This window comes from Thermomonas sp. S9, assembly GCF_024704365.1.
Taxonomy (GTDB): Bacteria; Pseudomonadota; Gammaproteobacteria; order Xanthomonadales; family Xanthomonadaceae; genus Thermomonas.
Genome location: NZ_JAJDFY010000001.1, coordinates 1,517,993 through 1,543,421, shown reverse-complemented (window position 1 = coordinate 1,543,421; position 25,429 = coordinate 1,517,993). Strand labels below are relative to the sequence as shown.

16 protein-coding genes and 7 pseudogenes are annotated in these 25,429 nt (G+C 69.3%); 8 read left to right on the top strand and 15 right to left on the bottom strand.

Annotation, left to right across the window (positions count from 1 at the left end):
• Positions 1-71 precede the first annotated feature (71 nt).
• The 5 genes and pseudogenes from bamB to ndk all read right to left on the bottom strand — a co-directional run bounded on the left by bamB (position 72) and on the right by ndk (position 5,297).
• Positions 72-1,255, bottom strand: a pseudogene (gene bamB, locus LJB71_RS07600) (outer membrane protein assembly factor BamB).
• Entirely contained in the window at positions 1,255-1,899 is a 645-nt protein-coding gene (locus tag LJB71_RS07595) for a tetratricopeptide repeat protein (protein ID WP_259303705.1), read from the bottom strand. Before LJB71_RS07595 ends, bamB begins: the two are co-directional and overlap by 1 nt.
• A gap of 75 nt (positions 1,900-1,974) precedes the next feature.
• Positions 1,975-3,612, bottom strand: coding sequence for a RodZ domain-containing protein (locus LJB71_RS14565; RefSeq protein ID WP_310649404.1), 1,638 nt, complete (start codon positions 3,610-3,612; stop codon positions 1,975-1,977).
• Positions 3,602-4,864 carry a 23S rRNA (adenine(2503)-C(2))-methyltransferase RlmN gene (rlmN, locus tag LJB71_RS07585; RefSeq protein WP_259303704.1) on the bottom strand — a complete coding sequence of 421 codons (1,263 nt, stop codon included), beginning with the start codon at positions 4,862-4,864 and terminating at the stop codon, positions 3,602-3,604. The genes LJB71_RS14565 and rlmN overlap by 11 nt, the downstream gene beginning before the upstream one ends.
• 7 nt (positions 4,865-4,871) lie before the next feature.
• Positions 4,872-5,297, bottom strand: coding sequence for a nucleoside-diphosphate kinase (gene ndk / locus LJB71_RS07580; RefSeq protein ID WP_259303703.1), 426 nt, complete (start codon positions 5,295-5,297; stop codon positions 4,872-4,874).
• Positions 5,298-5,532: 235 nt separating this feature from the next.
• On the opposite strand from ndk, the gene LJB71_RS07575 reads away from it, so the two are divergent.
• The 3 genes and pseudogenes from LJB71_RS07575 (at position 5,533) to LJB71_RS07565 (ending at position 9,910) form a co-directional block, all read left to right on the top strand.
• Positions 5,533-6,159: a TetR/AcrR family transcriptional regulator gene (locus tag LJB71_RS07575; protein WP_259303702.1), complete on the top strand. Its 627-nt coding sequence runs from the start codon at positions 5,533-5,535 to the stop codon at positions 6,157-6,159.
• A 31-nt stretch (positions 6,160-6,190) separates the two neighbouring features.
• Positions 6,191-8,562 (top strand): annotated as a pseudogene (locus LJB71_RS07570) (3-hydroxyacyl-CoA dehydrogenase/enoyl-CoA hydratase family protein).
• 142 nt (positions 8,563-8,704) lie between these two features.
• Positions 8,705-9,910 (top strand): acetyl-CoA C-acyltransferase, encoded by a 1,206-nt coding sequence (locus LJB71_RS07565; RefSeq protein WP_259303701.1) that lies wholly within the window; start codon positions 8,705-8,707, stop codon positions 9,908-9,910.
• Positions 9,911-9,983: 73 nt separating this feature from the next.
• Here the strand turns inward: LJB71_RS07565 and galU are convergent.
• From galU to cmk, 7 genes and pseudogenes are all read right to left on the bottom strand, one after another.
• Positions 9,984-10,888 (bottom strand): annotated as a pseudogene (gene galU / locus LJB71_RS07560) (UTP--glucose-1-phosphate uridylyltransferase GalU).
• Positions 10,885-12,054 carry a polysaccharide biosynthesis protein gene (locus LJB71_RS07555; protein ID WP_259303700.1) on the bottom strand — a complete coding sequence of 390 codons (1,170 nt, stop codon included), beginning with the start codon at positions 12,052-12,054 and terminating at the stop codon, positions 10,885-10,887. The pseudogene galU and the gene LJB71_RS07555 overlap by 4 nt, the downstream one beginning before the upstream one ends.
• Positions 12,051-13,010: a hypothetical protein gene (locus LJB71_RS07550; RefSeq protein ID WP_259304763.1), complete on the bottom strand. Its 960-nt coding sequence runs from the start codon at positions 13,008-13,010 to the stop codon at positions 12,051-12,053. Before LJB71_RS07550 ends, LJB71_RS07555 begins: the two co-directional genes overlap by 4 nt.
• Before the next feature lie 16 nt (positions 13,011-13,026).
• Positions 13,027-14,204 (bottom strand): annotated as a pseudogene (lapB, locus tag LJB71_RS07545) (lipopolysaccharide assembly protein LapB).
• 109 nt (positions 14,205-14,313) lie between these two features.
• Entirely contained in the window at positions 14,314-14,616 is a 303-nt protein-coding gene (locus LJB71_RS07540) for an integration host factor subunit beta (protein WP_259303699.1), read from the bottom strand.
• A gap of 78 nt (positions 14,617-14,694) precedes the next feature.
• Positions 14,695-16,393 (bottom strand): annotated as a pseudogene (rpsA, locus tag LJB71_RS07535) (30S ribosomal protein S1).
• A gap of 164 nt (positions 16,394-16,557) precedes the next feature.
• Positions 16,558-17,238 (bottom strand): (d)CMP kinase, encoded by a 681-nt coding sequence (gene cmk / locus LJB71_RS07530; RefSeq protein WP_259303698.1) that lies wholly within the window; start codon positions 17,236-17,238, stop codon positions 16,558-16,560.
• A gap of 153 nt (positions 17,239-17,391) precedes the next feature.
• Between cmk and ykgO the strand changes: the two genes are divergently transcribed.
• The 5 genes and pseudogenes from ykgO to LJB71_RS07505 all read left to right on the top strand — a co-directional run bounded on the left by ykgO (position 17,392) and on the right by LJB71_RS07505 (position 21,195).
• Entirely contained in the window at positions 17,392-17,517 is a 126-nt protein-coding gene (gene ykgO, locus LJB71_RS07525) for a type B 50S ribosomal protein L36 (protein WP_010342887.1), read from the top strand.
• Positions 17,518-17,668: 151 nt separating this feature from the next.
• A complete protein-coding gene (locus tag LJB71_RS07520) occupies positions 17,669-18,016 on the top strand; it encodes a hypothetical protein (RefSeq protein WP_259303697.1) in 348 nt (115 codons plus the stop codon).
• Positions 18,017-18,068: 52 nt separating this feature from the next.
• Positions 18,069-19,100 carry an agmatine deiminase family protein gene (locus LJB71_RS07515; RefSeq protein WP_259303696.1) on the top strand — a complete coding sequence of 344 codons (1,032 nt, stop codon included), beginning with the start codon at positions 18,069-18,071 and terminating at the stop codon, positions 19,098-19,100.
• A complete protein-coding gene (locus LJB71_RS07510; RefSeq protein WP_259303695.1) occupies positions 19,100-19,987 on the top strand; it encodes a carbon-nitrogen hydrolase in 888 nt (295 codons plus the stop codon). Before LJB71_RS07515 ends, LJB71_RS07510 begins: the two co-directional genes overlap by 1 nt.
• Positions 19,980-21,195, top strand: a pseudogene (locus LJB71_RS07505) (TraB/GumN family protein). Before LJB71_RS07510 ends, LJB71_RS07505 begins: the two are co-directional and overlap by 8 nt.
• Before the next feature lie 6 nt (positions 21,196-21,201).
• Here LJB71_RS07505 and LJB71_RS07500 read toward each other — a convergent pair.
• From LJB71_RS07500 to LJB71_RS07490, 3 genes and pseudogenes are all read right to left on the bottom strand, one after another.
• The gene (locus tag LJB71_RS07500; protein ID WP_259303694.1) at positions 21,202-21,633 is read right to left on the bottom strand and encodes a DUF6326 family protein; all 432 of its coding nucleotides are present in this window, start codon (positions 21,631-21,633) and stop codon (positions 21,202-21,204) included.
• A 13-nt stretch (positions 21,634-21,646) separates the two neighbouring features.
• A complete protein-coding gene (locus tag LJB71_RS07495; protein WP_259304762.1) occupies positions 21,647-22,345 on the bottom strand; it encodes a DUF4386 domain-containing protein in 699 nt (232 codons plus the stop codon).
• 2 nt (positions 22,346-22,347) lie between these two features.
• Positions 22,348-25,429, bottom strand: a pseudogene (locus tag LJB71_RS07490) (efflux RND transporter permease subunit).

Genomic DNA, 25,429 nt, shown 5'->3' with positions numbered 1-25,429 from the left:
ATGCGACAGCGGCCCCGGCAGGGTAGCCGGAGCCGCGGAACGGGGCCAGCCGCGCGGGCCGGCGCGACGGGTCACGGCTGCAGCGCGAACGCGGTCAGCTTGCCATCGACGCTCTGCACCACCACGGTGCCGCTGGCTTCGACCGGCTTGCCGGTCACCGCCGCGCCCACCTTGCTGCGCGCGGCGAAGGCGCCGTCGTTGAGGCGCAGCCAGTGGACCACGCCTTCGTAATCTCCCACCACCGCGTAGTCGCCCTGCACGGTCGGAGCCGACACGTTGCGGTTGAGCAGACCGGACTGCTTCCAGAGGCTGCCGCCCGTGTTCTTGTCCAGCCCGACCACGTTGCCGTCCTTGTCGGTGATGACCACCGCCGAGTTGCTCAGGCCCAGCCCGCGCACGCCGCCGTGATCGCTGTCCCACAGGACCTGGCCGCGCGGGCCGTCGATCGCCACGGTGTGGTTCTTGAAGCTGGTCGCGAACAGCACGGTGCCGTCCAGCACCGCGGCGCCGTCCACGTCGGCCATGCGTTCCAGCTCGCTACGGCCGTCGGGCTCGGCCACCGTCACGCGCCAGCGCTCGCTGCCGTCGCTGGCGCCAAGCGCGGTCAGGGTGCCGTTGTCCCCGGGTACGAACACGAGGCCCGGGCCGAGGGTGAGATCGCCGGTGCCGCGCACGGTCAGCGACGGCATGTCGGCACTGTAGAACCAGCGGCGCTCGCCAGTGGCGGCATCGAAGGCGGTGACGCGGCCGTCGTTGGAATGCACGAACACCAGCCCGCCGGCGATCGCGGGCGCGGCGATCACTTCGTTGCCGACCTTGGCGGTCCACTTCTCGTGGCCATCGGCGGCATCCAGCGCGATCACTTCGCCCTTCAGGCCGCCGACCACCACCAGCCCCTCGCCGGCACCGGGGCCGCCGCTCAGACGGGCCTTGGAGTCGTAGTGCCACAGGGTCTGGCCGGTGCCGAGGTCGAGCGCGGTGACCCCCCATCGACCGCCGCCGCGTACACCTTGCCGTCCGCGATTACCGGATGCTGGCCGATGCCGAGATGTTTCTCGCCGTTGCCGACCTTGACGCTCCACAACTGCTTGACGCCGACGGTGGGGGTGAAGTCGACCAGTTTGGCCGGCTCGCCGGTCTTGTCCTTGTTGCGCCCGCCAAACAGGTTCTTGACGCTGCTGCAGCCGGACAGGGCGACCACCGCAACGAGGGCGGAGGCGATAAAGCGCAGGGCGCGGGGCTGGCGCAGGATCATCAGGTGTTGTCCTCGGTATGCGGCGGCGTACCGCCGGCCTCGATCAGCTTCATTTCCAGCACGCGGTGCTGGGCATCGCCGACGGCAACCAGCACCAGCGCCTTGCGGTAGGCCTCCTGCGCCTTGGCCATGTCGCCCAGCGCGAACTGCGCGTCACCGCGCGCGTCCAGCATGGCCGGGTTGGTCTCGTCGTCGAGCAGCGCCAGCGCCTCCTTGGCCTTGCCGGCATCGATCAGCAGCCGCGCCAGGCGCTCGCGCAGGATCGGACGCAGGTCCGAAGGCACGTCGCGCACGCCGCGCAGGGTGGCGATGGCGTCATCGCGCCTGCCCGCATCCAGCTGCGCCTTGGCCAGCTGCAGTGCGGCCAGCGTGCCCAGCGCGGGGTTGTTCTTGTCGAGGCTGGCGATGACGCCCTGGCCCTTGTCGGCCGGCAGCTTGCCGTCCTCGAACGCCTGCACCGCCTGCGCGTAGGCGGCGTTGACGCCCATGTCCGCCTGCCGGCGCTGGGCCTGCCACCAGTTCCAGCCGGCGATCACCGCCAGGCCGAGGCCGATGCCGCCGATGATGCCGAGGGCGTTGTTGCGGAGCCAAGAGCGTACCTGCTCGCTTTGTTCGTGCTCATTGAGCAGATCGTCGATCGCCATGCTGCCTCTCGCCCGTCATCCTGGACGGGGTGATGTGGATGGATTCGGGGCCGGACGCGCCGCGCGTTTCGCAGATCAATCGACCGCGGCGACCGAGCCGTCGGAGGATACCGCAAAGCGGGCGACGTTCGCGCGGGCGTGCGCCGTGACATCCACCGCCTGCCCGCGCACGTCGAGCTGCACCGCCGACGCGTTGCCGATGGTCAGGCGCCCGACCTGAGCCGCGGCATAACGGCGCTCGCTGCCTGCCGGCAGCAAGGCCTGTTCGATCGTCGCGCCGTCGCGGCCGAGCACTTCCAACCAGGTCTTGCCGCGGGTGCGCAGCAGGATGTCCGGGCCCGACTGCGCCGTGGCCGTTGCGCTCGTTGGCGCGGGCACGGGCGCGGCCGGCAGCGGCGCCATCGAGGCCACCACCGTGCGCGGCGCCGCGGCCTGCGCGACGGCGGACGGTGCGGTGTCGAGCGCCGCGACCGCGGGCGCGGCTTCCGCCGCCAGATGCTGGCGGGTGGCGACCCAGGCCGGGATCGCCAGCGACAGCGTCAGCACGATGTAGACCAGCCGGCGCCCGATCTGCTCGGCCCACCAGCGGGTCCTGGAAACATGGGTGCGGCTCACCAGCCGGGTCGGCTCCACCGGCGCCACGTCGAGCGCCTCCATCATCGCCGTGGTGCCGAGCCCGAGCAGGCGCGAATAGCTGCGCACCTGGCCGCGCACGAACACCGGCGCCCCCAGTCGCGCCCAGTCCTCCGCCTCCAGCGAGCGCACCACGCGCGCCGGCATGTGCAGCCTGGCCGCCACGTCCTCGATCTGCAAACCGGCCGCCTCGCGGGCCGCGCGCAGGCGCGCGCCGCAACCGGCCAGCGCCGCGTGGGTGGAATCCTGGGCCATGTTCGCTGTCATTGCGTGCGCGGTACCGTGGCTGGACCGGAGGAAATCGCCTGCAAACGGGAAAGATAGCGCGAAGCGGCCGCGTTGTCGCCCAGTTTCTGCTCGATCTCCGCCGCCAGTCGCAAACCGGCCGGATCGTCCGGGCTCAGCGCCAGCCAGCGCTCGACGAACGCGCGCGCCTCCAGCCCGTTGCCGCGCCCCTGCTCCAGGGCGGCCAGGCCGGCCAGCGCCGCCAGATTCTGGGGGGTCCAGCGCCAGCGCCTTGCGCCAGCTGGATTCCGCGCGCTGCGCCTGGCCGGCCGCGCTCGCGCAGCTGCCGGCATTGGCGAGCGCGGCCGCCGGCGTCGGATAGGACGGATCGGCCAGCGCGCGCTCGAACCAGTCCAGCGACTCCATGGCGCGCCCATTGGCGCACAGCCAGCTGCCGTAGTTGTTGGCGTAGATGCCGTTGCCCGGCGCGCCCATCGCCGCCGCCTGGTAGGCCTTGCCGGCGGCGGCGGCATCGCCGCGCGCGCTGGCGATCGCACCCAGCAGGGTCTGGGCATCGCCGGAGCCGGGCTGCAGCTTCAGCACCTGCCGCGCCAGCCGTTCGGCCTCGGCATACTGGCCGCGCTGCAGCTGGTCGCCGGCGGACAGCAGCAGCAGGGCCGGATCGGTCTCGGCGCGGCCCTTCTTGCCGCTCACGTCGTAGGTGGGGGCGATCTGGGTATAGCCGCGGGGCTGGGCGCTGGGCCGGATGAAGGACAGGCGCTCCATCTGCTGGCAGCCGGCCAGCAGCAGTATCGCGACGACCGCGAACCCGACCCTCGCGTCGCTATGCCGCATGCACGTCCCCTTGCGCCTGCAGGCGCTTGCGATGCTCCGCCGAGCGCCGGGTGCGGTCCAGTACCTGCCCCTTCAGCTGGCCGCAGGCGGCGTCGATGTCGTCGCCGCGGGTGCGCCGCACCGGCGCGATCATGCCGGCATCGTTCAGCCGCTTCTGGAAGGCGCGGATGGCCCCTTCGTCCGGCCGTTCGTAGCGCGCGCCCGGGAACGGATTGAACGGGATCAGGTTGACCTTGGCCGCGTCCTTCATCTGCACCCGGCGGTCGAAGTCGCGCAGCAGCGCCACCAGCGCACGCGCGTGCTCCGGCTGGTCGTTGACGCCGCGCATCAGGGTGTATTCGAAGGTGACGGATTCGCCCTTCTTGCGCAGCGCGTAGCGCACGCAGGCGTCCATCAGTTCGGCGATCGGGTACTTGCGGTTGAGCGGCACCAGCTGGTCGCGCAGCTCGTCGAACGGCGCATGCAAGGAGACCGCCAGCGATACGTCGCTTTCCTGCGCCAGGCGGTCGATCATCGGCACCATGCCGGCGGTGGAGAGGGTGACGCGCTTGTTGGCCAGGCCATAGCCGAGGTCATCGCGCATGATGCTCATGGCGCGCACGACGTTGTCGAAGTTGGCCAGTGGCTCGCCCATGCCCATCATCACCACGTTGGTGAGCTTGCGCTGCTGGTGCGGCACGTTGCCGAGGTGGCACGCCGCCACCCACACCTGGCCGATGATCTCGGCAGTGGACAGGTTGCGGTTGAAGCCCTGGGTCGCGGTCGAGCAGAACGTGCAGTTGAGCGCGCAGCCCACCTGCGAGGACACGCACAGCGTGCCGCGCCCCTTGTCGGGGATGTAGACCGTCTCGATGGCGTTGCTGGCATCCATGCCCAGCAGCCATTTGTGGGTGCCGTCGGCGGAGGCCTTGTCGAACACGACCTGCGGGGCGCGCACCACCGCGCGCTCCTCCAGCTTGGCGCGCAGCGCCTTGCCGAGGTCGGTCATGGCCGCGAAGTCGGTGGCGTAACGGTGATGGATCCACTTCATCACCTGGTGGGCGCGGAACTTCTTCTCGCCCAGTTCATCCTCGAAGAAGCGCTCCAGGCGGGCGCGATCGAAATCGAAGATGTTGGTTTTCCCGGTATCGGCCAAGGCTGCCGTCTTACCGGCATGGCCGCCCACGCCGGCAGTCGCCGGCGCGGCGGCAGGCGCACCCCCGTCGTCGCCCAGCAGGGCGATCGCGATGGACGGGGTGCGCGGGGCGGTCATCGGCGGATCAGCGCGCGTAGACGTCGGTGGCCGGGAAGAAGTACGCGACTTCGATCGCGGCATTCTCCAGCGAGTCCGAGCCGTGCACGGCGTTGGCGTCGATGCTGTCGGCGAAGTCGGCGCGGATGGTGCCCGGCGCGGCGTCCTTCGGGTTGGTGGCGCCCATCAGCTCACGGTTCTTGCGCACCGCGCCCTCGCCTTCCAGCACCTGGATCATCACCGGGCCGGAGATCATGAATTCCACCAGCGCGTTGAAGAACGGGCGCTCGCGGTGCACGGCGTAGAAGCCCTCGGCCTCGGCGCGCGAGAGGTGCTTCATCCTGGCGGCCACGATCTTGAGGCCGGCTTGCTCGAAACGGGTGTAGATCTGGCCGATCACGTTCTTGGCGACGGCATCGGGTTTGATGATCGAAAGGGTGCGCTCCAGCGCCATGGGATTCTCCGGAAAGTTGGCGGGCGTCCTTGCCGGAAGCGCCCGAGGATAACAGAAAACCCGCGTACTGGCGCGGGTTTGGCCGATATGGCTGCGGGAGATTCTAGCGCATTTCCGGCGCCTTCCGCAGCATCGGCCGCGCTGCCGGCGGTCGCCCGGTATGCGCCCGCGATTGACGTACGCAGGCGTACGGCGTAGGCTCAAACGCGCGTTTGATTCTGGCGCCGGAGGGCCGATGAGCCTGCAGCATTTCTCCACCAAGGACCGCATCCTGTACGCGGCCGAGGAGCTGTTCGCCCAGCAGGGCTTCGCCTCGACCTCGCTGCGCCAGGTCACCAGCCACGCCGACGTCAACATCGCTGCGGTCAACTACCACTTCGGCAGCAAGGACAACCTCGTCAACGAAGTCTTCCGCCGGCGCATGGACGTGATGAGCGCCCAGCGGCTCGAAGCCCTGCAGCGCGCGCTGAAAACCGCGCCCGGGCAGCTGGAGCCGATCCTCGCCGCGTTCGTCGAACCTGCCCTGGCCATGGCCCAGGATCGCCACGGCGGCGGCGCCTTCATCCGGGTGATCGCCCGCACCTATGCCGAGAACAACGACCGCCTGCGCAAGTTCCTGTCCGACCAGTACGGCCATGTGCTGCGCGAGTTCGCCAAGGCGATTGCCGGCTGCGTGCCGGGGCTGGGCAAGGAAGAACTGTACTGGCGGCTGGACTTCCTGTCCGGCGCGCTGACCTATGCGATGGCCGACTTCGGCCTGATCAAGCGGCCTTCGGGAGTCTCCGAGGCCACCCACCGCCAGCGCGCCGCGCAGGCGCTCATCCGTTTCGCCGCAGCCGGATTCCAGGCTGAAGCGCGCTGATTAAATCAGGATTTTCAAGGAGATGGAAAACATGTCTCAGAAACTGCTCGTACGCCGCGCCGCCGTGCTCGGCGCCGGCGTGATGGGCGCGCAGATCGCCGCCCACCTGACCAATACCGGCATCGACACCGTGCTTTTCGACCTCCCCGCCAAGGACGGGCCGGCCGACGGCGTCGTGCTCAAGGCGATCGGCAACCTCGGCAAGCTCTCGCCGGCACCGCTGGCCAGCCAGCGGCTGGCCGAGGCGATCACGCCTGCCAACTACGACAGCGGGCTGGAGCTGCTGAAAGACTGCGACCTGATCATCGAGGCGATCGCCGAGCGAATGGACTGGAAGCAGGACCTGTACCGCAAGATCGCCCCGTTCGTGCCCGCCCATGCGATCCTGGCCAGCAATACATCTGGCTTGGGGATCAATGCTTTGGCAGGCGTTCTTCCCGAAGAGCTGAAACACCGCTTCTGCGGCGTGCACTTCTTCAATCCGCCGCGCTACATGCATCTGGCCGAACTGATCCCGGCGCAGACTACCGATCCGGGCGTGCTCGATGGCCTGGAAGCCTTCCTCACCACCCAGCTCGGCAAGGGCGTGGTGCGCGCCAAGGACACCCCCCAACTTCATCGGCAACCGGATCGGCGTGTTCTCGATCCTGTCGGTGATCCACCACACCCACGCGTTCGGCCTCGGCTTCGACGAGGTGGACGCGCTGACCGGCCCGCTGCTGGGGCGGCCGAAGTCCGCCACCTACCGCACCTCCGACGTGGTCGGGCTGGACACCATGGCGCACGTCATCAAGACCATGGCCGACACCCTGCCGGACGATCCGTGGCACCGCTACTTCCAGGCGCCGGACTGGCTGCAGGCGCTGATCGCCAGGGGGCGCCCTGGGGCAAAAGACTGGGGCTGGCATCTTCCGCAAGGTCGGCAAGGAGATCGTGGTGCTGGATCTGGCGGCGCAGGACTACCGCGTGGCCGACCGCGACGCGGCGCCGGAGGTGGTGGAGATCCTCAAGCTGAAGAACCCGGCGGAGAAGTTCGCGAAGCTGCGCGAGAGCCAGCATCCGCAGGCGCAGTTCCTGTGGGCCTGCTTCCGCGACCTGTTCCACTACAGCGCCTACCACCTGGCCGATATTGCGGACACCGCGCGCGACGTGGATTTCGCGATCCGCTGGGGCTACGGCTGGGCGCAGGGCCCGTTCGAGACCTGGCAAACCGCGGGCTGGAATCAGGTGGCGGCGTGGATCGCCGAGGACATCGCCGCCGGGCGCGCCATGCGCGATGCCGCCCTGCCCGCCTGGGTCACCCAGCGCGACGGCGTACACGCCGCCGAGGGCAGCTACAGCCCGGCCAAGAACGCCCTGCTGCCGCGCTCGTCGCTGCCGGTCTACCGGCGCCAGCGCTTCCCCGATCCGATGCTGGGCGAGCGCTTCGCCCCCGGCGAGACGGTGTTCGAGAACGACGGCCTGCGCATGTGGCACGACGGCGACGGCATCGCCGTGGTCAGCTTCAAGACCAAGATGCACACCGTCTCCGACGCCGTGCTGGACGGGCTGCAGGAAGCCGTGGCGCGCGCCGAGCGCGACTTCGCCGGCCTGGTGATCTGGCAGCCGAAGGAGCCGTTCTCCGCCGGTGCCGACCTGGCCGGTGCGCTGGGCGCGCTGCAGGCCGGCAAGCTCGACCTGTTCGAGGCGATGGTGGCCAACTTCCAGGCCACCAGCCAGCGTCTCAAATATTCGCTGGTACCGGTGGTTGCGGCCGTGCGCGGGTTGGCCCTCGGCGGCGGCTGCGAGTTCCAGATGCACAGCGCCAGGACCGTGGCGCACCTGGAGAGCTACATCGGCCTGGTCGAGGCCGGCGTGGGCCTGCTGCCGGCCAGCGGCGGCCTGAAGGAACTGGCGGTGCGCGCCTCCGCGGCGACCGGCCCGGGCGGCGACGTGTTTGCCGAGCTGAAGAAGATCTTCGAGACGGTGGCGATGGCCAAGGTGTCCACCTCGGCGCTCAACGCCAAGGAGCTGGGCCTGCTGCGTGGCAACGACAAGGTCGCCTTCCACGCCCACGAGCTGCTGTACATCGCCAAGGCCGAGGCGCGCGCGCTGGCCGAGGGCGGCTACCGCCCACCGCTGCCGGCGCGCCGCATCCAGGTCGCCGGCGACGTCGGCATCGCCACTTTCAAGATGCTGCTGGTCAACATGCTGGAGGGCCGCTTCATCAGTGAGTACGACTACGAGATTGCCGAACGCATCGCCACCGTGCTGTGCGGCGGCGAGGTCGAGCGCGGCGCGCTGGTGGACGAGGACTGGCTGATCAAGCTTGAGCGCAAGCACTTCGTGGAGCTGGCGCAGCAGGACAAGACCCAGGCCCGCATCGCGCACATGCTCAAGACCGGCAAGCCGCTGCGGAACTGAGCATGGGAAAGATCGGGCCTCCTGCCGCGACTTTCCCGGCGCGGGCGAATGGCATGACATTCGCCCGCTTGCGCGGCATCGCATGCGATACCGCGGCGGCACGTCCTTGTGCCGCCGACACCCCAGACATTGGAGTCCATCCATGAGCAAGCAAATCCAGGACGCCTACATCGTCGCCGCCACCCGCACCCCGGTGGGCAAGGCCCCGAAGGGCGTGTTCCGCAACACCCGCCCCGACGACATGCTGGCGCACGTGCTGAAGGCCGTGATCGCGCAGGCGCCGGGCATCGACGTCAACCGCATCGACGACGCCATCATCGGCTGCGCCATGCCCGAGGGCGAGCAAGGCATGAACGTGGCACGCATCGGCGTGCTGCTGGCGGGCCTGCCCAATACCGTCGCCGGCCAGACCATCAACCGCTTCTGCTCCTCCGGCCTGCAGGCGGTAGCGCTGGCCGCGCAGCAGATCCAGCTGGGCCATTCCGACCTGATGCTGGCCGGCGGCACCGAATCGATGTCGATGGTGCCGATGATGGGCAACAAGGTCGCGCTGTCGCCGGCGGTGTTCCGCGACGACCACGTGGCGATCGCCTATGGCATGGGCATCACCGCCGAAAAGGTGGCCGAGGAGTGGAAGGTCTCGCGCGAGGATCAGGACGCCTTCGCCCTGGCCTCGCATCAGAAGGCGCTGGCCGCGCAGGCGGCCGGCGAGTTCCGCGACGAGATTACCCCGTACGAGATCGTCGTGCGGCTTCCCGACTTGGCCGGCAACACCATCCGGATGAAGAAGCTGCTGGTGGAGCAGGACGAGGGCCCGCGCCCGGACACCTCGCCGGAGGGATTGGCCAGACTGCGTCCGGTGTTCCGCAACGGCCAGTTCGGCGGCACCGTGACGGCCGGCAACTCGTCGCAGATGAGCGACGGCGCCGGCGCCGTGCTGCTGGCGTCGGAGCAGGCGATCAAGGATTACGGGCTGACCCCGCTGGCGCGTTTCGTCAGCTTCAGCGTGGCCGGCGTGCGTCCGGAAGTGATGGGCATCGGCCCGGTCGCAGCGATCCCCAAGGCGCTCAAGCAAGGCGGCCTCACCCAGGACCAGCTGGACTGGATCGAGCTCAACGAGGCATTCGCCGCGCAGGCGCTGGCGGTGATCCGCGACTGCGGGCTGGATCCAGCCAAGGTCAACCCGCTAGGCGGGGCGATCGCGCTGGGTCATCCGCTGGGCGCCACCGGCGCGATCCGCACCGCCACCCTGGTGCACGGCCTGCGTCGGCGCAAGCAGAAATACGGCATGGTCACCATGTGCATCGGCACCGGCATGGGCGCGGCGGGCATCTTCGAAGCGCTCTGATCGCCAGCCACGCGATGGCAGGACAACGGCGCCGCAAGGCGCCGTTGTCGTGGCGGCTACCGGTGGCCGGGGCTCAGGTCTCGACTACGCCCATCTCGCCCAGCGCCTTCTGCATCAGGCCGCGCGCCGCCTCGCTGAGTTTCTCGTGATCCAGCGCGTAGCGGATGGTGGCCTCGATCAGCCCCAGGTGGGTGCCGCAATCGAAGCGGGTGCCGTGGAAGCGGAACGCATCCACCCGCTCGCGCTGCAGCAGCGCGGCGATCGCATCGGTCAGCTGGATCTCGCCGCCGGCACCCTTCGGGGTGGTTTCCAGCAGGTCGAAGATGGCCGGCGTGAGGATGTAGCGGCCGACCACCGCCAGATTGCTGGGCGCGTGCTCCGGCCGTGGCTTCTCCACGATCTCGCGGATCTGCCCGGCCTGGCCGTCGAACGCCTCGGTGGCCACGATGCCGTAGCTGCCGGTCTGTTCGCGCGGCACGTCCTGCACCGCCACCGCGCTGCCGCCGGTGGCCTGGGCATGGTCGGCCATCTGCTTGAGCGCGCCGTCGCCGTGGCTCCAGATGAGATCGTCCGGCAGCAGCACCGCGAACGGCTCGTCGCCGACCACCGGGCGCGCGCACAGCACCGCATGCCCCAGCCCCAGCGCCTCGGCCTGGGTCACGAACACCGCGCGCACGCCCTCGGGCAGCACGTTGCGCACCAGTGCCAGCAGTTCCTGCTTGCCGGATTTCTCCAGTTTCTGCTCCAGCTCGTAGGCCTTGTCGAAGTAATCGGCCACCGCGTGCTTGTAGCGGTTGGTGACGAACACCAGGGTGTCGCAGCCGGCGGCGATCGCCTCGTCCACCGCGTACTGGATCAGCGGACGATCGACGATCGGCAGCATTTCCTTGGGCACGGTCTTGGTGGCCGGCAGGAAGCGGGTGCCAAGGCCGGCGACGGAAATACCGCCTTGCGGATGCGCGGAGAGGATCGGGTCATCGATGGGCTCTGTCGTTGGAATCGCGGGAATCGCGGGGATATTGGGGCGCGTGGGAGTCGGCGGGCGCGGTCTCGCGCAGCAGTCGCTGCAGCGCAGGCACATCATAAGAAAGCACGGCCTCACGCAGCGCCTCCAGCCAGGTGGCGAAGAATGCCGGCACGGCCGCGTCCAGCGGCAACCGCCAGATCCCGGGCGCGGCCTGCTGCCGCTGCGGCGGCAGGGCCGGCTCGTGCAGGCGCTCGCCCGGGCGCAGGCCGGTGAACACCATCCCGACCTCCTGCGGCTGCAGCCCCGCCTGCCGCAGCAGGCGCGAGGCCAGCGTCAGGATCGCCACCGGCGCCCCCATGTCCAGCGCGTACATGGCGCGCTGCTCGCCCAACGCGGCCGCCTGCAGGATCAATTGGCAGGCCTCGGGGATGGTCATGAAATAGCGGGTGGCCTGCGGATGGGTCAGCGTCAGCGGCCCGCCGCGGCGGATCTGTTCGCGGAACACCTGGGTCACGCTGCCGGCCGAATCGAGCACATTGCCGAAGCGCACCACTGCCAGCCGGGTCGCGGGCGCCTGCGCCAGCAGCGCCAGGCAGGCCTGCTCGGCCAGGCGCTTGCTCGCGCCCAGCACGCTGACCGGATCCACCGCCTTGTCGGTGGACACCAGCACCATGCAGGCGATGCCGGCCACGCGCGCCGCCTGTGCCACTGCCGCGGTGGCCAGCACGTTGTTGCGCGCAGCCTCGCGCGGCTGCGCCTCCAGCAGCGGCACGTGCTTGTAGGCGGCGGCATGGATCAGGGTCTCCACTGGCCCCTGCCCCAGCGCGTGCGCCAGCACCGCCGGATCGCCGCAGTCGCCGAGCACCGCCACGCACTCCAGCGCCGGGAACGCCGCGTGCAGGCGCTCCTGCACCTGCAACAGCGCCAGTTCGTCGATTTCCACCAGCAGCAGCCGGCGCGCGCCGTACAGCGCGCACTGGCGGCACAGCTCGGCACCGATCGAACCCCCGGCCCCGGTCACCAGCACCGTCTGCCCGCGCAGCCAGGCGCGGACCTTGCCGGGATCGGCAGTGTGCTCGGCGCGCCCGAGCAAGGCCGCGGCCTCGCCGGGTTCGGCCGCCATGCGCCTGCGGTGCCCGCGCGATGGCGTCAGGCGATGCCACCAGTGGCGACTCATGCCACGCCCTCCGCGCCGGCGCGCGCCTGCCCGCGCCACCACAGCCAGGTCGAGGCGCCGAGAAACGCGCCGCAGCCGCCGTAGGCCCATGCGATCGGCACCGTCTGCAGCCAGACCATGCAGGCGATCGCCAGCGCGGTCCACGCCGCATAGCGCAGCGTCACGCGCGGATGGCCAAGGGCGCGCGCCCAGCGCTGGTAAAGATGTTGCAGGTGCGGCTGCCACCAGCGCTCGCGGCGCAGGATACGGCGCAGCAGCGTCAGGCCGGTATCCACCAGCACCGCCGCCAGCGGCAGCGCCAGCAGCGGCCACCGCGCGGGCGGGCAGGCCTGCAGCGCCAGCCCCAGCAGGCAGGCCAGCAGGTAGCCCAGCGCGCTGCTGCCGACATCGCCGGCAAACACCCGCGCACGCGGGACGTTGAATGGCAGAAAGCCAAGGCAGGCCGCGATGAGCGCCAGCGCCAGCCAGCGCCCCGCCTCCTGCAGACCCCAGGCCAGCGCCAGCGCGCACAGTAGCGCCTGGCTGGCCGCCAGGCCGTCGATCCCGTCGATGAAGTTCCAGGCGTTCACCAGCACCGGCACCGCCACGAAGCCCAGCACCACCACCGCCGGCGCCGCCTGCGCGCGCGCCAGCGCGAGGGCCAGGCAAACACCCGCCAGCAGCTGCGCCGCCAGGCGCCAGCCGGGCGCCAGCGGGCGGCGATCATCGCGCCAGCCGGCAGCGGCGACCAGCAGCAGACCCGCGCCCATCCAGCCGGCACCGGCACTGCCGAGCCAGGCGAACACGGCGAATGCCGCCAGCCCGACCAGCGCGACCCCGGCCCCGCCCCCGCGCGGCGTGGGCACGCCGTGGCTGCGCCGCGGGCCCGGCAGGTCCAGCATGCCGGCGCGCGGGGCGAACCGGCGCACGCCCTCGGTGGCCGCGGCCGACAGCAGCAGGCTGGCCGCCATCCACATCCCGGTCAATGCCGGATCAGACCACCGCATAGTTCAGCAACGGCTTCACCGTTCCCCATTCCTTGCAGCTCGGGCATTGCCAGTGGTGGCTGCGCGCGCCGAAGCCACAGCGGTTGCAGCGGTAGCTGGGATTGCGCACCAGCAGCTGGTCGGTGATGTGCTTGAGATCGTGCAGGGTGGCCGCGGCATCCGCATCATCGGCGAGGCTAAGGTCGATCAGCGCCGCCTCGCCGCGCACCGAGGGCCGGTCCTTGAGCTGCTGGGCGAGATAGCGCCGCGCCGCGCCGACGCCCTCCTCCGCTTCCAGCATCCGGGTCAGCGCCAGCACCGGGGAGATGCCGCGGTAGTGCTCGCACATGCCGGCGAGGAAGGCCCACGCACCGGTGCGCTCGCCCACCTTCTCGTAGTTCTCCAGCAGCGACGGCAGGATCACCGGCAGGAAATCCGGGTCGTGGCGGGCGGCGCGTTCGAGCGCGCGAATGGCGGCCTGGGTGTTGCCGGTCTCGGCCTCGATCCGGCCTTCGAGGATCCCGGCGCGCACCGAGGTGGGATCGGCCGCGTAGGCGCGCACCACCGCCGCGCGCGCGGCCTCGACATCACCGTTGCTGCGGTGGCGGTCGGCCAGCTCGCATTCGAACTGGGCGATCAGGCGCCCCATCGGCTGCCCGCTCGCCTGCTCGTAGCGGGTGGCGTTGTGGATCGCCTTTTCCCAGTCGCGCTCGGACTGGTAGATCTCGATCAGGTGCTTGAGCGCCTGCGGGCGCGCTGGTCGAGCTGGGCGAGGTCGTTGAACACGGTTTCCGCGCGGTCCAGCAACCCGGCGCGCATATAGTCCTCGCCGAGCGCGGACAGCGCCTGGATCTTCTGGGTATCGGTCAGGTCGGGGCGCTGCGCCAGCGCCTGGTGCAGGCGGATCGCCCGGTCCACCTCGCCGCGCCGGCGGAACAGGTGGCCCAGCGCGACCTGGGTCTCGAAGGTGTCCTTGTCGAGTTCCGCCACATGCAGGAACAGTTCGATCGCCTTGTCCGGCTGTTCGTTGAGCAGGTAGTTCAGGCCGCGGAAATAGGTGGTGGAAAGCTTGCTGACCTGGTGCCCGCTGTGGCGTTCCCCGCCGCGGCGGCCGATCACCCAGCCGGCCAGCGCCGCCAGTGGCACTGCAATGATGAACCACATCCACTGGTCGAGAAAATCCATGGCTCCCTCCGGGATTCGGGCAACGCAGCGCGCCGACCGCCGCGGATGCGGCCGCTAGCTTAACGGACTCGGCGGGATGAGGCAGCCGGAATGCGCGCCCGCGGCGTGCTCAATCGGCATCCGGCAGGGGGATCACGTCGGTGACCCGCTCGCGCAGTTCCTTGCCGGGCTTGAAATGCGGCACGTACTTCCCGGGCAGGGCCACCGCCTCGCCGGTCTTGGGGTTGCGGCCAGTGCGTGGCGGCCGGTAATGCAGGGAGAAACTCCCGAACCCGCGGATCTCGATGCGCTCGCCGCTGGCCAGCGCGCCGCCCATCATCTGCAGCAGCGTCTTGACCGCCAGATCGACGTCATCGGCTTTCAGATGCGGCTGCCGGCGAGCCAGCAGTTCGATGAGTTCGGATTTGGTCATGGATTCGCGAATGTTGCCTTGGATTGCAAGCGGCCCGGCACGAGCCGGGCCGCTGCAGATGCCGCTGCCGACGCGGGATCAGTCGGCCTTGTTCAGTTGCTCGCGCAGCAGCGCACCCAGCTTGGTGGTACCGCTGGCCGCATCGGCATTGGCCTTGTTGTATTCGGCCAGCGCCTCGGCGGTCTCCGCCGCGTCCTTGTCCTTGATGGACAGCTGCAGACTGCGGCCCTTGCGGTCCATGCCCACGAACTTGGCCTCGACCTGCTGGCCGACCTTCAGCACCTGGCTGGCATCGTCCACGCGCTCCTGGCTGATGTCGCGGGCCATGACGTAGCCTTCCACGCCCTCGCCCAGGTCGATGGTCGCACCCTTGGTGTCCACGTCCTTGACGGTACCGGAGACCTTGCTGCCCTTCGGATGCGCGGCCATGAACTGGCCCAGCGGATCCTGCTCCATCTGCTTGACGCCCAGGCTGATGCGCTCGCGCTCCGGATCGACCGCCAGCACGACGGCTTCCAGGGTGTCGCCCTTCTTGTAGTTGCGGGCGATGTCCTCGCCGGTGGAGTTCCAGCTGATGTCGGACAGGTGGATCAAGCCGTCGATACCGCCTTCCAGGCCGATGAAGATGCCGAAATCGGTGATCGACTTGATCTGGCCGGACACCTTGTCGCCCTTCTTGTGGATCGCGGCGAAGGTCTCCCACGGGTTGCTGGTGACCTGCTTGATGCCCAGCGAAATGCGGCGGCGCTCCTCGTCCACGTCCAGCACCATGACCTCGATCTCGTCGCCGACCTGCACCACCTTGGCCGGATTGACGTTCTTGTTGGTCCAGTCCATCTCGGAGACGTGTACCAGGCCTTCCACGCCCGGCTCGATCTCGACGAACGCGCCGTAGTCGGTGACGTTGGAGACCTTGCCGAACACGCGGCAGTTGGCCGGGTAGCGGCGCGAGATGTTGTCCCACGGATCCTCGCCCATCTGCTTCAGGCCGAGGCTGACGCGGTTGCGCTCGCGGTCGTACTTGAGCACACGCACGTCGAGCTCCTGGCCCACCTCGACCACCTCGGACGGATGGCGCACGCGCTTCCACGCCATGTCGGTGATGTGCAGCAGGCCGTCGATGCCGCCGAGGTCCACGAACGCGCCGTAGTCGGTCAGGTTCTTGACCACGCCCTTGAGCACCGCGCCCTCGACCAGCTTCTCGAGCAGCTGCTCGCGCTCTTCCGAATGCTCGCTCTCGACCACCGCGCGGCGGGAGACGACGACGTTGTTGCGCTTGCGGTCGAGCTTGATGAGCTTGAACTCCAGCTCCTTGCCTTCCAGGTACACCGGGTCGCGGACCGGGCGCACGTCGACCAGCGAGCCCGGCAGGAACGCGCGGACATCCTTGATGTCCACGGTGAAGCCGCCCTTCACCTTGCCGCTGATGCGGCCGACGATGGTCTCGTTCTTCTCGAGCCGCTTCCTCGAGTTCGTCCCACACCATGGCGCGCTTGGCCTTCTCGCGCGACAGCACGGTCTCGCCAAAGCCGTTCTCGAGCGAGTCGAGCGCGACCTTGACCTCGTCGCCGATGCCGACGTCGATCTCGCCGGCGTCGTTGCGGAACTGTTCGATCGGGACGATACCCTCGGACTTCAGGCCGGCGTTGATGACCACGACATCGTTGCGGACATCGACCACGATGCCCTTGACGATGGCGCCGGGCTTGAGCTTGGCCAGGTTGGCCTGGCTGGCTTCGAACAGTTCGGCGAAGGATTCGGTAGCTGCGGAGTTCATGAAAAATCTCGGGTGGATACACGGGCGGCCCACAGCAACGGGGCGGCCCACCTGGGTTGGTTGGCGGCGGCGCAGCGGGCGCCTTGGCCATGTGTGGATGGATGGAAACCGCAGGCACAGACGTGCCCGCGGGGCTGGTTCCTGCTGTGCGGGAAGCGCGACCGTCAGGCCGCGGGGCGGGACACGACGTCCAGCACCCGTGCGACCACCGCCTCGATCGGCAGGCCGGTGGTGTCGATGGGCACGGCATCGGTGGCCGGCCGCAGCGGCGCCACCGCACGACTGGCATCGCGGGCGTCGCGGGCGAGGATCTCGCGCAGCAGGCCGTCGATTGTGACTGAAACCCCTTTTTCTTTCAACTGCTTATACCGCCTCTCCGCGCGCTCCTCGGCGCTGGCGGTCAAAAACACCTTGTACACGGCATCCGGGAAGATCACCGTACCCATGTCGCGGCCGTCGGCCACCAGTCCCGGCGGCTGGCGGAAGGCGCGCTGACGCTCCTTCAGTGCGGCCCGCACCTCGGGGATGGCGGCGATCGCGGAGGCGGCCGCGCCGGCGGTCTCGGTGCGTAGCTCGTCGGTGGCATCGGCCCCGTTCACGATCACCCGCGGCTCGCCGGTGCCGTCTTCGCGGAACTCCACGTGGGTATCGAAGGTGCAGCGCACCAGCGCCGAGGCATCCGACAGGTCGATGTCGGACCAGCCAGCGGCGATCCCCACCGCGCGGTACAACGCGCCGGAATCCAGGTAGTGCCAGCCCAGCCGGGCGGCCACGATGCGGCTGATGGTGCCCTTGCCGGAGCCGGAGGGACCATCGATGGTGAGAACCGGGACGGAGGCATCCATGCCCGCCATTATGTCGGCAAGCCGGCGCGGCGCACAGGCGCCGCCGCAGACGGCGTGCGACGAACATCCTCCAAGCTGTTGAAACACCAGCCGAATACCCGCTAGAATGCGCGGCTTCGCGTTTCACTCCATTCCATTTGCCGAGGTTTCATCATGAAGGTCCTGTCCTCCCTGAAGTCGGCGAAGGCCCGTCACCGCGACTGCAAGGTGGTTCGCCGTCGCGGCAAGGTCTTCGTGATCTGCAAGTCCAACCCGCGGTTCAAGGCGCGCCAGCGCTGAAAGGCGCCGCGCGTCACGGGGACACCCGTCCCGCGCATGCCCGGAAGGCCGCCGCAAGGCGGCCTTTTTGCGTAGCGGCGCTTCTTCGCCCGGACCTTGCCCGGTTCGGCATAGAATCTTCCGTTCATCCACATCTCCCGGGAGCATCGCCATGGATCGCCTGCTGCGCAGTCTCGCCCTCGCCTCCGCCCTGCTGGCCACCTCCGCCGCGACCGCCGCTGTCCCCGCGGCCAACGGCGATACCCTGCTGATCCAGCGCGTGCAGCGGGAGCCCGGCACCCTGCCCGCGCGCGGCATGACCCATGCGCAGGTGGAAGCCAAATACGGGGCGCCCAGCCAGCGCCTGCAGCCGGCCGGCGGCCAGAAGCGCGCCTGGCCGGCGATCGAGCGCTGGGCCTATCCCACCTTCACGGTGTATTTCGAGAGAGGCCGGGTGATCGATGCCGTGGTCAACCAGGCCAGCCCGGACGAGATCGGCCCCAAGCCGGCCACCCGCTGACATCCCTCCACCGGGGCCGTCTCGCGCGGCCCCGACCTGCACGTTCCCCACGATGCCCCACGCCTCCTCCCGTTTTCCCGCCGAGTGGGAGCCCCAGTCGGCGGTGCTGATCGCCTGGCCGCATGCCGGCACCGACTGGGCCCCGCGCCTGGCCGAGGTCGAAACCACCTATGCCGCGCTGGCCGATGCCGTCACCCGCTTCCAGCCGCTGCTGGTGTGCGCGCCCTCTTCCGCGCTGCAGGCGCATGCCCGCGATCGCCTGGCCGCCGCCGGCGTGGACCTGGCGCGGGTGCGGTTCCTGACGGTGGACTACGACGACACCTGGCTGCGCGATTCCGGCCCGATCACCCTGCGCGAAGGGGCGGGCTTTCGCCTGCTGGACTTCCGCTTCACCGCCTGGGGCGGCAAGTTCGAAGCCGGCCGCGACGACCGCCTGGTCGAGCACCTGTTTGCGCAGGGCGTGTTCGTCAACGCCGCGCGCGAACGCATCGAATTCGCGCTGGAAGGCGGCGCGATCGAAACCGACGGCCGCGGCACCCTGCTCACCACCTGGCGCTGCCTGCACGAGCGCCATCCGGGTGCGGGCCGCGAGCAGCTGACCATGCAACTCGCCACCTGGCTGCGCCAGGACCGCGTGCTGTGGCTGGAGCATGGCGCGCTGGAGGGCGACGATACCGACGCCCACATCGACACCCTCGCCCGCTTCGCGCCGGATGAGACCATCGTGTTCCAGGCCTGCGACGACGCGGCGGACTCGCATTACGCAGATCTCCAGGCGATGGCCGCCGAACTCGCCGCCCTGCGCACCCGCGACGGCCGGCCGTACCGCCTGTTCCCGCTGCCGTGGGCCAGGCCCGTCATCGACGCAGGCCGCCGCCTGGCCGCCAGCTATGCCAACTACCTGATCATCAACGGCGCGGTGCTGATGCCGGCCTATGGCGATCCGGCCGATGCGCGCGCCGCGGACGTCCTCGCGGAGGCCTATCCCGGCCGCGAGATCGTGCCGGTGCCGTGCCGGCCGCTGATCTGGCAGAACGGCAGCCTGCACTGCATCACCATGCAATTGCCCGAAGGACTGGCCTGATGTCCAAGTACAGCAAGCTCCCCGTCGCCCTCGTGCAGGAGCGCAACCACGGCGATGCCGAGGCCAACCTCGCGGTGATCGAAATGCGCGTCGCCGAGGCCGCGGCCGCTGGCGCGAAGCTCGTCTTGCTGCAGGAACTGCACAACGGCGCGTATTTCTGCCAGCACGAGTCGGTGCACGAGTTCGACCGTGCCGAGCCGATCCCCGGCCCCAGCAGCGGGCGCCTTTCGACACTGGCCAAGCGCCACGGCGTGGTGCTGGTGAGTTCGCTGTTCGAGAAGCGCGCCGCCGGGCTGTACCACAACACCGCGGTGGTGTTCGACGCCGACGGCCGCACCGCGGGCCAGTACCGCAAGATGCATATCCCGGACGATCCGGGCTTCTACGAGAAGTTCTACTTCACCCCGGGCGATCTCGGCTTCACGCCCATCGACACCGCGGTGGGCCGGCTGGGCGTGCTGGTGTGCTGGGACCAGTGGTACCCGGAGGCCGCGCGCCTGATGGCGCTGGCCGGCGCCGAGCTGCTGCTGTACCCCACCGCCATCGGCTGGGATCCGGACGATGCGCAGGACGAGAAAACCCGCCAGCGCGACGCCTGGGTGCTGTCGCACCGCGGCCATGCGGTGGCCAACGGGCTGCCGGTGCTGGCCTGCAACCGGGTCGGCCACGAGCCCTCGCCACTGGGCGCGTCCGGCATCGACTTCTGGGGCCACTCGCTGGTGCTGGGGCCGCAGGGAGAAATCATCGCCGAAGCCGGCACCGCGCCGACCCTGCTGCTGGCCGAGGTGGACATGCAGCGCAGCGAGCACGTGCGCCGGATCTGGCCGTTCCTGCGCGACCGCCGGATCGACGCCTATGGCGATCTCGTGAAGCGCTACCGTGACTGAACCCCGCCTCCAGGAAAGCTCCGGCTACGCCGGCCAGCCGGTCATCGAGGTCGAACGCGACGGCGTGCATTACACCCTGCTGGGCACCGCGCACGTGTCGAAAGCCAGCATCCAGGCGGTGCAGGCCGCGATCGACAGCGGCCGGTTCGACGCCGTCGCCGTGGAACTGGACGAGCAGCGCCACAAGGCGCTGACCCAGCCGGATGCGCTGGCGCAACTGGATCTCGTCAAGGTCATCCGCGAGAAGAAAGTCGCGCCGTTCGCCGCCAACCTGGCGCTGGCCGCCTACCAGCGGCGGCTGGCCGAGCAGCTCGGGATCGAGCCCGGCGCGGAACTGAAGGCGGCGGCGACCGAGGCGGCCGCGCGCGGCCTGCCGCTGCAGCTGATCGACCGCGACGTCGGCATCACCTTCCGCCGCATCCTGCAGGGACTGCGCTGGTGGGACCGCATGAAGCTGGTCGGCGGGGTCATTGGCAGTCTGTTCGAGCGCGAGCAGGTCTCCGAGGCCGATATCGAGCGCCTGAAGGAAGGCGACATGCTCGAATCCAGCTTCGGCGAATTCGCGCGCGACACGCCCTCGCTGTTCGCCACCCTGATCGACGAACGCGACCAGTACATGGCGGCCAGGCTGCGCGAACGCGCCGACGGGGCGACGCGCGTGCTGGCGGTGGTCGGCGCCGGCCACCTGAAGGGGATGGCGCGCTACCTGCGCGAGGAGACGCGGGAGCCGGCGGCGCTCACCCGCGGCGCTGGCCGAAGTCAGGCAGACGCGCCGGCTGCCGTGGATTACCCTCACCCTGCTGGTGCTGATCGCCGGCGGCATCGCCTGGGGCTGGTATCACGGCGGCCACGCGCTCGGCCGCGACCTGCTGCTGCAATGGGTGGCCTGGACCTGCGGCCTGACCGCGCTCGGCGCGCTGCTGGCCGGCGCCAACCCGCTGAGCCTGCTGGCCGGGGCGCTGGTGGCCCCGTTCAAGCCGTTCCGCCCGGGGCTGCCGTCCGGCATGTTCAGCGCCCTGGTCGAACTGCGCCTGCGCAAGCCGGCCTACCCGGACTTCCTCGCCCTGCGCGACGACGCCCAGACCCTGCGCGGCTGGTACCGCAACCGCGTCACCCGGATCGTGCTGGTGTTCATGCTCACCAACCTCGGCACCGTCGCCGGCGAATGGATGGCCGGCGCCCGCATCTTCGGCAAGCTGCTCGGCTGAGCCGGCTCACTCCAGAAGCGGCCAGCGCCATGCGAACCACGCGATGAATCCGCACAGCACGATCTCGATGCTGCTGTAGGCGAGATAGAACCACCAGGCGCCGGGCATGGTGATCGCGACGAACGCTGCATAGAACAATGCCAGCCCGATGTTGAGCCACCGCGCGATGCGCACGGGCAGCAATAGCGACAGCAATACCATCAGCCCGGGCACGGCCAGCAGCAGCGCGACGACCAGCAACGGGCCTTGGCTCGCCGGGCCCATCGGCCCGGCGCCTTCCAGCATGCGCTCGAGCTTGCCCGGTTTGTACAGGCCGAAGTAATCGCCGTAGAGGTAGCAGAAAGTCAGGCTCGCCCACATCGCAGACAGCTGAAGACGCCGTGGAATCGGCGGATCCGCAAGCCGCGAAGTACCGGATGTGGTCGTATTGCGTTGCATCGGACGATGTCCTTCAGACGATTGGATTCGGTGTGGCCGGCAACTTGCGGGGGCGCCCCTGACCCACCCCGAACAGCAGCAGCCAGAGGCAACTGCCGATCTCTCCAAGGGCGGCAGGCATGCTGGCATAGCGCATCCAGCCTGCGTCCGCGACCGACGGCATGAGCCCGCCGAAGACCTGCACGACGTATCCGCCCCCGCCCAGCAGGAGCAACCCACCGAGCAGGCGCGGCAGACGGCCGGAGCGCAGTACCAACCAGCCGAAAGGCAGCAGCCACAGGCCCCAGAACAGGCTGGCGAGGCGCAGACCATGTCCAGCCCGCTGCTGCGACGCGGCGTAAGCGCTTTCGATTGCTTCGCGCGCGCCATCAGCTGCCTGCAACAGCGTGAGCGCCTCCATCCTGTGGACCAGCGCGAAGAACCCAAGCGGCACGCTGGCTGCGGCGAGGGCGACCATCACCACTGCAGCGCGACGGTCCACGTCTGCGAACACTGGATACAGTGCCAATGGCAGGAGCAGGAAAGCCACCTGCATGAGCAGGAACGCCGCGATGCCGGCGCGGAAGAGATCGGCATGCGCGGCGGCCGCTGCGGCACTCCCGCCCAGTTGGCCAGGAACCCAGGCAAGGCAGAACATCCCGCTGAGCACCACCACGAGGTACAGCGCACCGGCGACCCGCCCATCGCGCCGGAGTTGGCTTGGGGGCGGCATGGTCATGCCGACTTCCTGTGCACGCGCAACCCGCCCGGGCGGCGCTCCCGCGCGCGCGCGATGATGCGGGCGCTGCCGGCGCGCAGGTCGTCCAGCAGGGCGTAGATGGTCGGCAGGAACAGCAGGCTGACCACGGTCGAGAACGCCAGGCCGCCGGCGATCGCGCGCGCCATCGGGTAGTACGGCGGGCCGTCGCCGGCGATCTGGGTCTTGGACAGGGCGATCGGCACCATCGCCAGGATCGCGGTGCCCATGGTCATCATGATCGGGCGCAGGCGCTCGCGGCTGCCCTCCACCAGCGCGTCGATCCGCGGCAGACCGCGCCGGCGCAGGTTGTTGATGTGTTCCACCATCACGATGCCGTTGTTCACCACCACGCCCATCAGCACCAGGATGCCGATGAAGGCCATGATGTTGAACTGGGTGCCGGTGAGCCACAGCAGCCAGTACACGCCGAAGATCGAGAACAGCACGCAGCTCATGATCGCCAGCGGGAACAGCAGCGACTCGAACACCGCCGCCATCACGATGAACATCAGCACCAGCGCGATGCCCACGTTGCGCAGCATCTGCTGGTTCATGTCGATGTTCATGCCGAAGCCGCCGCTGTCGAAGCTGATGCCATAGCCGGGCGGCAGGTCGAGCGACTTCACGGTGTCCTCGATCTCCTTCTTGGCCGCCTCCAGGGTCGCGCCGGGCGCCAGGTTGGCCTGCACCTTGAGCATGGTCTGCCGGTTCATGCGCTGGATGGTATTGGCCGAGGGCACCGTCTGCACGTCCACCATCGCCAGCAGCGGCACACTGCGCCCGTCCGGGGCGCGCACGGTGAACGACTGCAGGTCCTCGGGGCCGTAGTGCTCGGCGCCCTGGAAGCGCACGCTCACCGGGATCTCCAGCTCGCCGCGCTGGAACTCGCGCAGCGAGGCGCCGCGCAGGGCCATGCCGACGAACTGCGCCACCTGCTGCGCGGAGAATCCGTAGGCCGCCGCGCGCTCGCGGTTCACCCGCACCCGCAGCTCGCTGTTGGCATCGCCGGTGTCCACCCGCAACGTCGCGCAGCGACTTGCTGCGTGAAAGCACCGGGATGATGTCGCTTGCGATCTCGCGCAGGGTCTGCGAGGAATCCCCGACCAGGCTGAACTGGATGCCGTTCTCGCCGCCGCCCAGCCCGCCCTGGCGCCCGAAGCCGATGTTGGCGCGCGCCGACTTCGGCAGCCCTTGCCGCATCGCATCCTGGATTTTTTTCGATTCCTCCGGGTCCTTGGTGGCCACGCTTACCTCGGTCATCGCCCAGCCCTGCTCGGCATAGCGCGAATAGACCTTCTGCACGCCGAAGCGCTGGCGGTTGTCGTTGACGTAGCGCTCGACCGCGGCCACCACCTTGCCCATCTCCTCCTTCGAGTACGCGCCCTTCCACTGGTAGAAGATGGCGATCTTGCTGGGGTCGGACTCGTCGCCGGAATCGCCCTTGCTGAAATGGATCGGGATGAGGCTGATCGCGCTGATCGCCAGGATTCCGGCCACCGCCCAGCCACGGTGCTCCAGCGTCCAGCGCAGGAAGCGGGCGTAGCGGTCTTGCAGTCGCGAAATGAAAGGCGACTTCACGGCGGGCGGGGTGACCATGCGCGCCGACAGCATCGGAATCAGGCTGACTGCCACCAGCCATGAGGCCAGCAGCGACACCGAAATGGTCACCGCCAGCTGGGTCAGGTAGATGGTCAGGATGTTCTTCTCGCCGAACACCATCGGCAGGAACACGATGCAGTGGCACAGGGTGCCGGCAGACAGCGCGATCGCCACGTGGCGGGTGCCCACGATCGAGGCCAGGCGCGGGTTGTCCGGATATTTCTCGCGCTCCTGGTAGATGCTCTCCACCACCACCACGGCGTTGTCCACCAGCATGCCGACCGCCAGCAACAGGCCCATCATTGACAGGATGTTGAGAGTGATCCCGGCGAAGTACATGAAGCCCAGGGTCATGATGAAGCAGATCGGGATCGCCGTGGTCACCATCAGGGTCGAGGGCCAGTGGCGCAGGAACAGGTACAGCACGATCACCGACAGCAGCAGGCCGATCGCGCCGGCCTCGGCCAGCGCCGCCAGCGAGCTGACCACCGCCTTGCCCTGGTCCTCCACCACCTCGATCTTGATCCCGGCCAGCGCCGGGTCGCGCTCCAGTTCCGCCAATTCGGCGTTCACCGCACGGGAAAGATCCACCAGGTTCGCCGCGCGCTCCTTGTAGATGTCCACGCCCACGCTGGGGCGGCCGTCGATCTGGCGCACGTAGTTCATCCGCTGCGGCTGTAGCCGGACGTCGGCGATGTCGCCCAGGCGCACGCCGCGCGCATTGATCGGCAGGTCGCGCAGCTGCTGCAGATCGGTCAGCTCGCCCTTGGGCTGGATCCGCAGGCGCCGGCCGTTGTCGGTGATCTCGCCCGCCGAGACCGAGAAATTGGCGGCCTGCAGGCGCGTCACCAGGTCGTTGAGCACCACCCCGTTGGCGGTCAGGCGGTCGGGGTCGATGGCCACCACCACCTCCTGCACCGGCACGCCCTCCACCTCGATCCGGGCCACCCCGGGCAGGCGCTCCAGCCGGCGCTTGATGCTCTGGTCGATCAGTTCGCCGCGCGCGGTCAGGTTCTCGCTGCTGGTCAGGCGCAGGCTGATCGCTTCCTGGTCGCCGGTGCTCCAGCGCCGCACGAAGTAGCGCTGGAAATCGGACGGCAGCTGGTCGCGGATCGCGTCGATCCGCTCGCGCGCCTCGGAGGCCGCCACCGCCACGTTGCGGCCCCAGTCGGTGAACTGTACGAACACGCCGCCGCCGTCGGCGCCGGCGTTGGCGTTCATCGACTTGATGCCGGACATGGTGGCCAGCGCTTCCTCCACCGGCCGCACCAGGTTGCGCTCCACCTCCTCGGGGGTGGAACCGGCGTACGGCAGCTGCACGAAGAAGAACGGCGCGGTGGCCTCCGGCTGCGCCTCCAGCGGCAGCCGGAACGCGGCGATCAGGCCGATCACCACCATCGACACGAACAGCATGATGGTGGTGACCGGCCGCCGGATGGAGAGTTCGGTGATGTTCAT

Bases quoted from the DNA above. Each gene is read 5' to 3' on its own strand.
- LJB71_RS07595 (WP_259303705.1), bottom strand. From the start codon at position 1,899: ATGGCGATCGACGATCTGCTCAATGAGCACGAACAAAGCGAGCAGGTA.
- LJB71_RS14565 (WP_310649404.1), bottom strand. From the start codon at position 3,612: ATGCGGCATAGCGACGCGAGGGTCGGGTTCGCGGTCGTCGCGATACTG.
- rlmN (WP_259303704.1), bottom strand. From the start codon at position 4,864: ATGACCGCCCCGCGCACCCCGTCCATCGCGATCGCCCTGCTGGGCGAC.
- ndk (WP_259303703.1), bottom strand. From the start codon at position 5,297: ATGGCGCTGGAGCGCACCCTTTCGATCATCAAACCCGATGCCGTCGCC.
- LJB71_RS07575 (WP_259303702.1), top strand. From the start codon at position 5,533: ATGAGCCTGCAGCATTTCTCCACCAAGGACCGCATCCTGTACGCGGCC.
- LJB71_RS07565 (WP_259303701.1), top strand. From the start codon at position 8,705: ATGAGCAAGCAAATCCAGGACGCCTACATCGTCGCCGCCACCCGCACC.
- LJB71_RS07555 (WP_259303700.1), bottom strand. From the start codon at position 12,054: ATGAGTCGCCACTGGTGGCATCGCCTGACGCCATCGCGCGGGCACCGC.
- LJB71_RS07550 (WP_259304763.1), bottom strand. From the start codon at position 13,010: ATGTGGATGGCGGCCAGCCTGCTGCTGTCGGCCGCGGCCACCGAGGGC.
- LJB71_RS07540 (WP_259303699.1), bottom strand. From the start codon at position 14,616: ATGACCAAATCCGAACTCATCGAACTGCTGGCTCGCCGGCAGCCGCAT.
- cmk (WP_259303698.1), bottom strand. From the start codon at position 17,238: ATGGATGCCTCCGTCCCGGTTCTCACCATCGATGGTCCCTCCGGCTCC.
- ykgO (WP_010342887.1), top strand. From the start codon at position 17,392: ATGAAGGTCCTGTCCTCCCTGAAGTCGGCGAAGGCCCGTCACCGCGAC.
- LJB71_RS07520 (WP_259303697.1), top strand. From the start codon at position 17,669: ATGGATCGCCTGCTGCGCAGTCTCGCCCTCGCCTCCGCCCTGCTGGCC.
- LJB71_RS07515 (WP_259303696.1), top strand. From the start codon at position 18,069: ATGCCCCACGCCTCCTCCCGTTTTCCCGCCGAGTGGGAGCCCCAGTCG.
- LJB71_RS07510 (WP_259303695.1), top strand. From the start codon at position 19,100: ATGTCCAAGTACAGCAAGCTCCCCGTCGCCCTCGTGCAGGAGCGCAAC.
- LJB71_RS07500 (WP_259303694.1), bottom strand. From the start codon at position 21,633: ATGCAACGCAATACGACCACATCCGGTACTTCGCGGCTTGCGGATCCG.
- LJB71_RS07495 (WP_259304762.1), bottom strand. From the start codon at position 22,345: ATGCCGCCCCCAAGCCAACTCCGGCGCGATGGGCGGGTCGCCGGTGCG.